Origin of the sequence: Paracoccus fistulariae (genome assembly GCF_028553785.1) — a bacterium.
Taxonomy (GTDB): Bacteria; Pseudomonadota; Alphaproteobacteria; order Rhodobacterales; family Rhodobacteraceae; genus Paracoccus; species Paracoccus fistulariae.
In genome coordinates, this window is record NZ_CP067136.1 from 3,518,135 (window position 1) to 3,530,221 (window position 12,087).

10 protein-coding genes are annotated in these 12,087 nt (G+C 64.1%); all 10 read left to right on the forward strand.

Translation table 11 applies throughout. The features are described 5' to 3' along the window. Window positions 1-167: 167 nt before the first annotated feature. The 10 genes from ftsW to lpxC all read left to right on the forward strand — a co-directional run bounded on the left by ftsW (window position 168) and on the right by lpxC (window position 12,079). Window positions 168-1,331 (forward strand): putative lipid II flippase FtsW, encoded by a 1,164-nt coding sequence (gene ftsW, locus JHX87_RS17370; RefSeq protein WP_271883537.1) that lies wholly within the window; start codon window positions 168-170, stop codon window positions 1,329-1,331. Then, window positions 1,331-2,416 (forward strand): undecaprenyldiphospho-muramoylpentapeptide beta-N-acetylglucosaminyltransferase, encoded by a 1,086-nt coding sequence (gene murG, locus JHX87_RS17375; protein ID WP_271883536.1) that lies wholly within the window; start codon window positions 1,331-1,333, stop codon window positions 2,414-2,416. The genes ftsW and murG overlap by 1 nt, the downstream gene beginning before the upstream one ends. Next, a complete protein-coding gene (murC, locus tag JHX87_RS17380) occupies window positions 2,413-3,840 on the forward strand; it encodes a UDP-N-acetylmuramate--L-alanine ligase (protein WP_271883535.1) in 1,428 nt (475 codons plus the stop codon). Before murG ends, murC begins: the two co-directional genes overlap by 4 nt. Beyond that, window positions 3,837-4,106 carry a DUF2484 family protein gene (locus JHX87_RS17385; protein ID WP_271883534.1) on the forward strand — a complete coding sequence of 90 codons (270 nt, stop codon included), beginning with the start codon at window positions 3,837-3,839 and terminating at the stop codon, window positions 4,104-4,106. Before murC ends, JHX87_RS17385 begins: the two co-directional genes overlap by 4 nt. 591 nt (window positions 4,107-4,697) lie before the next feature. Further along, window positions 4,698-5,645, forward strand: coding sequence for a UDP-N-acetylmuramate dehydrogenase (gene murB, locus JHX87_RS17390; RefSeq protein WP_271883533.1), 948 nt, complete (start codon window positions 4,698-4,700; stop codon window positions 5,643-5,645). 233 nt (window positions 5,646-5,878) lie between these two features. Continuing rightward, window positions 5,879-6,814 carry a D-alanine--D-alanine ligase gene (locus JHX87_RS17395; RefSeq protein WP_271883532.1) on the forward strand — a complete coding sequence of 312 codons (936 nt, stop codon included), beginning with the start codon at window positions 5,879-5,881 and terminating at the stop codon, window positions 6,812-6,814. After that, window positions 6,802-7,737, forward strand: coding sequence for a cell division protein FtsQ/DivIB (locus tag JHX87_RS17400; protein WP_271883531.1), 936 nt, complete (start codon window positions 6,802-6,804; stop codon window positions 7,735-7,737). Before JHX87_RS17395 ends, JHX87_RS17400 begins: the two co-directional genes overlap by 13 nt. Before the next feature lie 4 nt (window positions 7,738-7,741). Continuing rightward, on the forward strand, window positions 7,742-9,076 hold the full coding sequence (gene ftsA, locus JHX87_RS17405; protein ID WP_271883530.1) for a cell division protein FtsA: 1,335 nt from the start codon (window positions 7,742-7,744) through the stop codon (window positions 9,074-9,076). A 220-nt stretch (window positions 9,077-9,296) separates the two neighbouring features. Further along, window positions 9,297-10,919 (forward strand): cell division protein FtsZ, encoded by a 1,623-nt coding sequence (ftsZ, locus tag JHX87_RS17410; protein ID WP_271883529.1) that lies wholly within the window; start codon window positions 9,297-9,299, stop codon window positions 10,917-10,919. Window positions 10,920-11,149: 230 nt separating this feature from the next. After that, a complete protein-coding gene (gene lpxC, locus JHX87_RS17415) occupies window positions 11,150-12,079 on the forward strand; it encodes a UDP-3-O-acyl-N-acetylglucosamine deacetylase (protein ID WP_271883528.1) in 930 nt (309 codons plus the stop codon). Window positions 12,080-12,087 lie beyond the last annotated feature (8 nt).

The window sequence follows — 12,087 nt, forward strand, 5'->3', positions numbered from 1 at the left end:
CCCAATGCTATCGCGACGCGGGGCTGCCCGCGCACCCCTGACCAGCGCAGGCTGTCATTCAAGCCAAGGTCATGCAATCCATAGTAGCGCAGCAGTGTTTTTCGCGTTATATTGTGGTCAGACGCGGGCAAACCGCGCGAAGCAGAGGCAGTGACGGCGGTATTTCCATGACCGAGATGGTCTTTGGCGCAACGCCCGCGCGGGCGGGCGACCCGATTCTACCACGTTGGTGGCGGACCCTGGACAAATGGTCCCTGGCATGTGTGCTGGGGCTGTTTTCGATTGGTCTGTTGCTGGGGCTTGCGGCCTCGGTTCCGCTGGCGGAAAAGAACGATCTTCCCCGCTTTTACTATGTCGAGCGTCAGGCGATCTTTGGCGGTCTGGCGCTGCTGGTGATGCTGGTCATCTCGATGATGTCGCCCCGGCAGGTCCGCAGGATCGGCGTCATCGGATTTGTCGGCGCCTTTGTCCTGATTCTTGCCTTGCCCTTCATCGGGACAGATTTCGGCAAGGGCGCGACGCGCTGGCTGAGCCTTGGCTTCGTCTCGATCCAGCCATCCGAATTTCTGAAACCCGCTTTCGTCGCGCTTTGCGCCTGGTTCATGGCGGCAAGCCAGGAGGTTGGCGGCCCGCCCGGCAAGATCTATTCGTTCCTCGCGGCATTCATCGTCGTGCTGCTCTTGGCGCTGCAGCCCGATTTCGGGCAGGCCTCGCTGGTGCTGTTCGCCTGGCTGGTGATGTATTTCGTCGCCGGCGCGCCGATGGTCCTGCTGCTGGGCGTCGCGGGGCTGGCAACGATGGGTGGCTTCTTCGCCTATGGCGCCTCGGAACATTTCGCACGCCGGATCAATGGCTTCCTGTCCCCGGACGTCGATCCGCGCACCCAGATCGGCTATGCCACGAAGGCCATTCAGGATGGCGGCTTCTTTGGCGTCGGGGTGGGCGAAGGCTCGGTCAAATGGTCGTTGCCCGATGCGCATACCGATTTCATCATCGCCGTCGCGGCCGAGGAATATGGCACCATCATGGTGCTGGCGATCATCGCGCTTTACTGCACCATCGTCGTCCGCTCGCTGCTGCGGATGCTGAAGGAACGCGACCCCTTTGCCCGGATCGCGGGTACCGGGCTGGCCTGTGCCTTTGGCGTGCAGGCGCTGATCAATATGGGCGTGGCGGTGCGGCTGTTGCCTGCCAAGGGCATGACCTTGCCCTTTGTCAGCTATGGCGGCTCTTCGGTCATTGCCTCGGGCATCGCGATGGGCATGCTGCTGGCCCTGACGCGGACCCGGCCACAGGGCGAATTCGCGGAAATCCTGCGGCGGAGCCACTGATGCCCGGCAAACTTGCCCTGATCGCAGCCGGCGGGACCGGCGGACATATGTTTCCCGCGCAGGCGCTGGCCGAACTGCTGCTGGCCGAGGGTTGGCGGGTCAGGCTGTCCACCGATGATCGCGGCGCCCGCTATGCCGGCGGCTTTCCCGATGCCGTTCAGCGCAGCGTGGTGACATCTGCCACGACTGCGCGCGGCGGTCTGATGGGCAAGCTGACCGCGCCGCTGAAAATCGCCGCCGGGGTGGTCGAGGCGCGCAAGCAATTCAAGGCTGACCGTCCCGCAATCGTGATCGGCTTTGGCGGCTATCCGACGATCCCCGCCATGTCGGCGGCGGTGTCGATGGGCATTCCCTGCATGATCCATGAACAAAATGGTGTCATGGGCAGGGTGAACCGGCTGTTCTCGCATCGCGTGAACCGGATCGCCTGCGGCACATGGCCCACGGATCTGCCGAAGGGCGTGCAGGGTATCCATACCGGCAATCCCGTGCGCGCTGCGGTGCTGGACCATGCCGCCGCGCCCTATGTCCCGCCCGGGCAGGGCGATCTTCGCCTTCTGGTCATCGGCGGCAGTCAGGGCGCGCGCGTCCTGTCGGACGTCGTGCCCGCCGCCATTGCCGCGCTGCCCGATCAGATGCGCAGCCGCCTGCGTGTCAGCCATCAGGCCCGGGCCGAGGATGTTGAGCGGGTCAGCACGGCCTATGCCGATGCCGGCGTGCAGGTCGATGTGCAGCCCTTCTTTTCCGATGTGCCGCAGCGCCTTGCAGAGGCGCAACTGGTCGTCAGCAGGTCGGGTGCTTCCTCGGTCGCGGATATCACGGTGGTCGGACGTCCCGCGATCCTGATCCCCTATGCGGCGGCGACGGGCGATCACCAGACCGCCAATGCAAAGGCGCTGGCCCACAGCGGCGCGGCCCTTGTCAGGCCGGAATCCACGCTTGACCCCGCAAGCCTGACGCGCGACATGCACGAAATTCTGGACAATCCTGCGCAAGCCACGGCCATGGCTTCCGCCGCGCTGTCCCTAGCCCGTCCTGATGCCGCCCGGCGGCTCTATGAAATCGTCACGGAGATTGCGCGATGAACGCTGCGACCAAACTGCCCGGAGAGCTTGGCCCCATCCATTTTGTCGGGATCGGCGGCATCGGCATGTCCGGCATTGCCGAGGTGCTGCTGACGCTGGGCTATCAGGTGCAAGGCAGCGATCTGAAGCGCAGCAAGATCACTGACCGGCTGGAAACGCTTGGCGCCACCGTCTTCGAAGGCCAGCGGGCCGAAAATATCGGCGAGGCGGGGGTCATCGTCATCTCGACCGCGATCAAGAAGGGCAATCCCGAACTGGAAGAGGCGCGCCGCCGTGGCCTGCCCGTCGTCCGCCGGGCCGAGATGCTGGCCGAACTGATGCGGATGAAATCCAACATCGCCATTGGCGGCACGCATGGCAAGACGACGACCACCACGATGGTCGCCACGTTGCTGGATGCGGGCGGCATCGATCCGACGGTGATCAATGGCGGCGTGATCCATGCCTATGGTAGCAATGCCCGCGCGGGTGCCGGCGAATGGATGGTGGTCGAGGCGGATGAATCCGATGGCAGCTTTAATCGCCTGCCCGCCGATATTGCGATCATCACCAATATCGACCCCGAGCATATGGAGCATTGGGGCAGCTTCGACGCGCTGCGTCAGGGGTTTTACAATTTCGCGTCCGGCATTCCCTTCTACGGTCTGGCCGTCTGTTGCACCGATCATGCCGAGGTGCAGGCTCTGGTCGGCAAGCTGAGCGACCGGCGCGTCGTCACCTTCGGCTTTAACGCTCAGGCCGATGTCCGTGCCCTGAACCTGCGCTATGAAAACGGCATCGCGCATTTCGATATCGCGCTGCAGGGCGAAGGCCCGAACGAGAATGGCGAGGTCGATGTGATCGAGGGCTGCACCCTGCCCATGCCCGGCGATCACAACGTCTCGAACTGTCTGGCGGCTGTCGCCGTGGCACGCCATCTGGGCATGAAGAAAGCCGAGATCCGCGAGGCATTGGCCAAATTCGGCGGGGTCGGCCGCCGCTTTACCCGCGTGGGCGAGGTGAACGGGGTCACGATCATCGACGATTACGGCCACCACCCGGTCGAAATTGCCGCCGTTCTGAAAGCTGCGCGTCAGGCCAGCACCGGGCGCGTGATCGCCGTCCATCAGCCGCATCGCTATTCCCGCCTGTCGAGCCTGTTCGAGGATTTCTGCACCTGCTTCAACGAGGCTGACGTGGTCGCCATTGCCGATGTCTATGCGGCGGGCGAGGATCCGATTCCGGGCGCATCGCGCGATGATCTGGTGGCGGGGCTGATCGCGCATGGCCATCGCCATGCCCGCGCGATCCTGGATCAGGACGATCTTGCCCGACTGGTGCGCGAACAGGCGCGACCGGGCGATATGGTCGTCTGTCTTGGCGCCGGCACGATTTCCACCTGGGCCAATGCACTCCCCGCGAAACTGCAAGGGGCCGCTGCGTGACGCTGCCCCATCTTTGCTCATTGATCGGTTTTGGGGGCTGGCTGCTGCTGGTGATCCTGGCGCATTGGCTGCCTGCGAAATACAGGCAACAGGCTTTCTGGGGCCTTGTCGCGATTGGCGTGCCCATTCTGGGCGTCATCACCCTGCATTGGGGTCCGGGAGCAGGCATCGCCTCTTTCGCCGCCGGTGTCTGCGCCCTGTTCACGCGCCCGTTGCGAGCGGTCACTCCGACGTCAGACCAGCGGTCCGAAAGCATCCATCCCTGACGGCAAGATAACAGCGCTAAATCGCGGGCTGACGCAATCTGATCACGGTTCCATGGCGATGGTGTCAGAGTTCTTCGCGGGCAAATAAAGGTCGCTGCGACTGCGGTATCTAAAAAACTGGGTCGTTTCGGTTTAGGTCGATACATATCCGCTCAGCCTGCCTGTCGCGCCAGCGGCAGGCACGCGTCCGTCCGCCACATGGCGGGCGCGTTCCGCTCCCGCCCGGGCAGACGCTCAACGCGAAGCAAGACTGCCTCAACCTTAACTCGAAACGCTTTAGGTCGGCGGCGATGGCGCGCCACCTTCCGCAGCCGTCCAAGAGCTTGCCACTGATGATCCTGCCGACCTCGTTTTTCGCTGACACGCGATTTGCTGCGGCACTTCGGGACAAAACGTGACAAGCGTGACTGCCTACTCGTCGGCCAGTCTTTTGATGACGCATATGGCACCGCTCGGTTCTTGAAGCCGCGAGATGCGCGGTATGGTGAGGTTTGTCCTGCTCAGCCTGACCCACCCGCCAATCGTCCCGCTGCGGCACCGCATCCTGCGCCTGATGTTGACGCCCTGCTTGGCTCTGGTTACCAGCGTGGCATGAGCATCGACCTTCCCACTCCGCGCGGCACGCTGACCGCAGATCGTTCCCTTGACAGCCTGACATGGCTGCGTGTCGGAGGGCCGGCCGATTGGCTGTTCCAGCCTGCCGATGTCGAGGATCTGGCCGATTTCCTGCGTGATCTGGATGCGGATGTGCCGGTTTTCCCGATTGGTGTCGGATCCAACCTGATCGTTCGCGATGGCGGCATCCGGGGTGTGGTGATCCGGCTGGGGCGGGGGTTCAACAATATCGTGGCCGATGGCGAGACGGTGACGGCGGGCGCTGCCGCGCTGGACGCGCATGTGGCGCGGCGGGCGGCCGATGCGGGGCTGGATCTGACCTTTCTGCGCACCATTCCGGGGGCCATCGGGGGTGCGGTGCGGATGAATGCGGGCTGCTATGGCAGCTATGTTGCCGATCATCTGCTGCAGGTGCGCGCTGTGACGCGGGACGGGCGGCAGGTCACGCTGACGCCCGATGATCTGAACTTCGGCTATCGCCATTCCGACCTGCCCGAAGGTTGGGTTCTGACCGAGGCCGTCTTTCGCGCGCGTCGCGGCGATCCCGATGCGCTGCATGCCAGGATGGCCGATCAGCTTGCCAAGCGCGACGAAACCCAGCCGACCAAGGATCGCACTGCGGGATCGACCTTCCGCAATCCGGCGGGGTTCAGCTCGACCGGGCAGGCCGATGATACGCATGAGTTGAAAGCCTGGTCGCTGATCGACAGGGCCGGGCTGCGTGGCCACAGCTGGGGCGGGGCGCAGATGTCTGAAAAGCACCCCAACTTCCTGCTGAACATGGGCGGCGCGACTGCGGCCGAGCTTGAGGCCCTGGGCGAATTGGTCCGTCGCAGGGTGCTGGAAGACAGCGGCCATGACCTGCAATGGGAGGTGATCCGCGTCGGCGAACCGGGCGAGGCCCCGGAGGCCGACCAGATCTGACGACCCGGCATTCGGCGCATCTTCTGCGGACGGGGCCGGAAACCTCATACAGCTTCTGCGGCAAGCCTATCCTTTGAAAGGATATATTTCGCCGAGGCAGCATAAATGCTCTTTTGTGATTCGCGCTTTGCGTCTAAGATTGTCAACATAGAGCAAATCAGTGCCGTGAAGGACCGTCAAAAAGGTCAGCACGGCAAGAAAATCCCGGGTCAACCGGGGATGGAAGGCGAAACGTGGCGGGCAGGTCGAGCAGGACAGCCCACTCGGTAGCGGTCCTGATGGGTGGCCCCTCGGCTGAGCGTGAGGTGTCCCTGTCGTCGGGCCGTGACTGCGCGAAGGCGCTGCGGGTGGCGGGTTATGACGTAACCGAGATTGAACTCGGGGCAGGGCACGGCGATGAAATTGTCCGGCGCCTGACCGAGCTTGCCCCTGATGTGGTGTTCAACGCCCTACATGGCCGCTGGGGCGAAGATGGTTGCGTGCAGGGCATTCTGGAATGGCTGGGCCTGCCCTATACCCATTCGGGCGTGCTGGCATCCGCATTGGCAATGGACAAAACCCGCGCGAAGGATGCTTTTCGCGCTGCGGGCCTGCCGGTTCTGGAAAGCGTGATCGTCGATGCCGATGAGGTGCGTCGGCGGCATGTGATGCCCGCGCCCTATGTCGTCAAACCGAATTGCGAGGGCTCCTCGGTCGGGATCTATATCGTGCATGAGGGCACCAATCAGCCGCCGCAACTGGCCGAGACCATGCCCGACAGCGTCATGGTGGAAACCTATGCGCCGGGCCGCGAACTGACCGTCAGCGTGATGGGCAATCGCCCGCTGGCCGTGACCGAGATCTTTGCCGAGGGCTGGTACGATTATCACGCGAAATACGCGGTGGGCGGGTCGCGCCATGTGATCCCCGCCGAAATCCCGGCAGAGATCGAAAAGGCCTGTCTGGATTACGCGCTGCGTGCGCATCAGGCGCTTGGCTGCAGCGGCTTGTCGCGGTCCGATTTCCGCTGGGATGACAGCCGGGGTCTGGACGGGCTGTTCCTGCTGGAGGTGAATACCCAGCCGGGCATGACGCCGACCTCGCTTGCGCCCGAACAGGCGGCACATTGCGGCCATGACTTCCCGGCCCTGATGCGCTGGATGGTGGAGGATGCGCTGTGTCGTCCGTGATCGATCACCGCCCCGGCAAGCAGCAGGCACCGCGTCCCCGGCGGGATCCGGCACCCTCGCGGCTGAAATACCGGCTGGAGCGGATGTGGCTGAAACCGCTTTATCGCCGCGTCGTGCGCATTGGCGGACCGGCCTTTCTGATCGCGATGACCGCCGGGATCTGGCTGTCGGACGAAGATCGGCGCGCCGCACTGAACACCAGCTTTACCGCGCTGCTGGACAAGGTGCAGAGCCGCGAGGAATTTCAGGTGCGGATGATGACGGTCGAGGGCGCTTCGCCGGTCGTGGACAAGGCGTTGCGGGCGATGCTGCCGGTGGATCTGCCGGCCTCCAGCTTCGATATCGACCTGCCCGCGCTGCGTCTGCAGATCATGCAGCTTGATGCGGTGGAATCCATCGATCTGCGGGTGAAGCCCGGCGGCGTGCTGGCGGCGGTGGTGACCGAACGACAGCCGGCGATCCTGTGGCGTCATGCGCGCGGCATCGAGATTCTGGACAAATCCGGTCATCGCGTCGCCAGCGTCACCTCGCGCGAGGTGCGTCCGAACCTGCCGCTGATCACGGGCGAAGGCGCGGATCTGGAGGTCGAAGAGGCACTGAAGCTGTTCGATGCCGCCGGTCCGATCCTGCCGCGTGTGCGCGGTCTGGTGCGCAAGGGTGAGCGCCGCTGGGATCTGGTGCTGGATCACGGGCAAAAGATCATGCTGCCGGAAACCGGCGCGCTGATTGCGCTAGAGGCTGCCGTGGCACTTGACCGGGCGCAGGATCTGATGGGGCGCGATGTCACCGTCGTCGATCTGCGCAACCCGTCGCGGCCAGTGCTGCGTCTGGGCATCGACGCCCGCAATACCATTCGCGCCGCGCGCCACATGCCATTGCTGGCGCCGGACGGAACCATTCTGGAAGAGCAAAAGGGGGGCTAGGACGATGCCAGAGCTGTATGAAACTCAACGCGCGATGCGCAATATCCGTCGTGCCGCCCTGCAACGCGGCGTGATCGGGATCCTGGATATCGGCACCTCGAAAATCGCCTGTCTGGTGCTGCGCTTCGATGGCACCGGGACCTTTCGCGAAACCGATGGCGTCGGCCCGATGGCGGGGCAGGCGAATTTCCGGGTGATCGGGGCGGCCTCGACCCGCTCGCGTGGAGTGCGCCGGGGCGAGATCGAGACGATGGGCGAAACCGAACGCGCGATCCGCACGGTGGTGACGGCGGCGCAAAAGGTTGCCGGGGTCCGCGTGGATCATGTGATTGCCTGCCTGTCGGGCGGGCGGCCCTCGTCTTATGGGCTGGACGGGGAGATCACGCTGGCGACGGGCAAGGTGCATGACCATGACATCGCCTCGGTTCTGGCCGCCTGCGACGCGCCGGATTTCGGGCGCGGGCGCGAGGTCCTTCACGCGCAGCCGGTGAATTTCGCCGTCGATAACCGCACCGGTCTGGCCGATCCGCGCGATCATTCGGGCAACAAGCTGGCCTGCGACATGCATGTGCTGACCGTGGATGGCGATGCCATCGGCAATCTGGTGCAATGCATCCGGCGCTGCGATCTGGAACTGGCGGGCATCGCCTCGGCCTCTTACGCGGCGGCGCGGGCCAGTCTGGTCGAGGATGAGCAGGAACTGGGCGCGGCCTGTATCGACTTTGGCGGGGGCGGAACTGCTGTTTCCATTTTCATCAAAAAACACATGATCTTTGCCGATAATGTTAGAATTGGCGGCAACCTGATCACGCAGGATATTGCGCAGGGTCTGCGGGTGTCGCTGCCGGTTGCCGAGCGGTTGAAGACCCTCAATGGCGGGGTCGAGGCGACCGGCCGCGATGATCGCGACATGATCCAGGTCGGCGGCGATACCGGCGATTGGGAGGCGGATCGCCGCACCGTCAGCCGGGGCGATATCATCGGCGTGATGCGGCCACGGGTCGAGGAAATTCTGGAAAACGTGCGTGAAGTCCTTGATGCGGCTGGATTTGACTCGCTTCCCAGCCAGCAGATCGTGCTGACCGGCGGCGGCAGCCAGATCCCGGGTCTGGACGGGCTGGCCGCGCGCATCCTTGGCCCGAATATCCGCTGCGGGCGCCCCCTGCGGATCGACGGGCTGGCCCATCAACTGACCGATCCCAGCTTTTCAAGCGCGGTCGGGCTGGCGCTGTTCGCCGCCCATCCGCAGGACGAATGGTGGGATTTCGAGGTGCCCGCCGACAGCTATCCGACGCGCAGTTTGCGCCGGGCCTATCGCTGGTTCCGCAACAACTGGTGAGGGGCCGAATATCGTGGAATGTGTGGGCAAGGCGCTTGCCCACCATATTCTGCGGTGATGGCAAGATACCGCCTAGAAAAGGGTTGCGACACGCCAGATTTTGCGGTCAAAGCCGTTTTTCAGGATGACGGACAAGCCCATAATCGTTAGGATTGTTTTAATTTCGGGGATTCGGTCGGGCCGCATTGGTTCGACGACATAGTAATAAACAGGCGGAACCATGAATCTCAATCTGATGATGAACGAGGAAGACGAGCTGAAGCCGCGGATCACCGTGTTCGGTGTGGGCGGCGCTGGCGGCAACGCGGTCAACAACATGATCGAGAAGCAGTTGGACGGCGTTGAATTTGTCGTGGCCAATACCGATGCGCAGGCTCTGACCGGGTCGCGATCAAACAACCGTATCCAGATGGGTCCGAAAGTGACCGAGGGTCTGGGCGCGGGCGCCAAGCCGATCATCGGCGCCAAGGCGGCGGAAGAGACCATCGAGGATATCGTCGATCATCTGATGGGCGCGCATATGTGCTTCATCACCGCCGGTATGGGCGGCGGCACGGGCACCGGCGCGGCGCCGATCATCGCGCAGGCCGCGCGTGAGATGGGCATCCTGACCGTCGGCGTCGTCACCAAGCCCTTCCAGTTCGAAGGCAGCAAGCGGATGCGCCAGGCCGAAGAGGGCGTCGAAGCCCTGCAGAAGGTCGTGGACACGCTGATCATCATCCCGAACCAGAACCTGTTCCGTCTGGCCAACGAAAAGACCACCTTCACCGAAGCCTTCGCGATGGCTGATGACGTGCTGTATCAGGGCGTCAAGGGCGTGACCGATCTGATGGTCCGTCCGGGCCTGATCAACCTGGACTTCGCCGATGTGCGCGCCGTCATGGACGAGATGGGCAAGGCGATGATGGGCACCGGCGAAGCCGCTGGCGAAAACCGTGCGCAGGAAGCTGCGGAACGCGCCATCGCCAACCCGCTGCTGGACGAAATCAGTCTGAACGGCGCGCGCGGCGTGCTGATCAACATCACCGGCGGCTACGACATGACCCTGTTCGAGCTGGACGAAGCCGCGAATGTCATTCGCGACAAGGTCGACTCGGATGCGAATATCATCGTCGGTTCGACGCTGGATCCGGATATGGACGGCTCGATCCGCGTCTCGGTCGTGGCGACGGGCATCGATGCCAGCGCCGCTGTTGCCGAGGATCCGGCCCCGCGCCGCAGCATCGCCGAGCCGCTGACCCAGAACCCCTCGGTCGCCGGCCGCAAGGACGACGTGGCCGAGCAGGACGATGTGCCGCCGCGCCGCAGCCCGGCGCCTGTCGCGGAAACCCGTGCAGAGCCTGCCGCCGCGCAGCAGAAAAGCCTGATCGAGGACGATATGCCCCAGCCGGCCTATCAGCCCAAGGAACAGGCCCGCGCTGCCGCTGTCCGGATCGAGGATGACTCGAATGACTTCATCGCCCCGCGCCCCTCGGCCGCTGCGCGTGGTCAGGCCGCGCCGGAAGTGATGGACCGCCTGCGCCGCGCCGTCGAGCATCGTGAAGAGCGTCAGCAGACCGCCCGTCAGCCGCTGCAGCCCGAAACCAGCCGTGCACCCGCAGGTCACGCGGCGGGGCAGGGCCGCATGGCCGGTCTCAGCCGGATGCTGGAACGGATGGCAGGTCACGGTAACGATCAGGCACCTGCGCCCAAGCCCGCGGCCTCGTCGATCTCTGAACGTGTCAGCGACCGTGTCGCCGCCCGTGCGCGTCAGCAGGACGCCGATTTCGACGATCTGGCCAGCCCTGACGCGGATCAGGACAATGTCGAAATCCCGGCCTTCCTGCGGCGTCAGGCGAACTAAGGCCGTTCACGTTCCTGATACAAACTATCTGATGAAGGGCCGCCCGATGCGGCCCTTTTCTATTTTTAATCAATTATTTGCAGGGCGTCGGCCATCGCTTGCCGAAACCGTGCCGCCGAATGTTTCATCCCGTTACAATTCGTTAATTGAAGCAATGCAACGGCAAGCCTAGCTCCTGTGTTAGCGGAGCAACCGATTCCGTAAAACAAGGTTAAGAAAGCAGGCAGGCTATGCAGGCAACGATCAAAGAAAAGGTGACATTCACGGGGACGGGCCTTCATTCGGGGGCCGCCGCGCGAATGGTTGTGCATCCCGCGCCCACCGGTCACGGCATCGTTTTCCGCCGCGTGGATCTGAAACCGGCTGTCGATATTCCGGCGCTGTGGCACAATGTGACGCCCTCGAAACTCTGCACGCTGATGGATGACGGTCAGGGCACGACCCTGTCGACCGTCGAACATATCATGGCGGCGCTGGTCGGGACCGGTGTTCAGAACGTGCTGATCACCGTCGATGGCCCCGAGGTTCCGATCCTTGACGGCTCGGCCGCGCCCTTCGTGCGGGGTATCCTGCGCGCGGGCATCGAATTGCAAGCCGCCGACCTGCGCGCGATCCGGGTGCTGCGCCCGGTCGAGGTGCGCGATGGCGACGCCTATGCCCGCCTGGAGCCGGCCGATCATCTGGAAATCGATTTCGAGATCGATTTTGCCGATGCCGCGATCGGTCATCAGGAAAAGAAGCTGGACATGGCCAATGGCGCCTTCCTGCGGGAACTTGCCGACAGCCGCACCTTCTGCCGTCAGTCCGATGTGGACATGATGCGCAAGAACGGTCTGGCACTTGGCGGCACCTATCTGAACGCCGTCGTCGTGGATGGCGCCAACGTCCTGTCGCCGGGCGGCCTGCGCCACCGTGACGAGGCCGTGCGCCACAAGATGCTGGACGCCATGGGCGATCTGGGCCTGGCCGGTGCGCCGCTGCTGGCGCGCTATACCGGGCACCGCGCGGGGCACGCCATGACGAACCGCCTGCTGCGGGCGCTGTTCGCCGACCCGACCGCCTGGACGTGGGAGCTGTGCTCGCCCGCGTTGGAAAACCGTCTGCCGGGGGCGGGCGTCGCGAATTACGTCGTCGACGCATCGGATTGGGCGGTCGCCTGACACTGGCG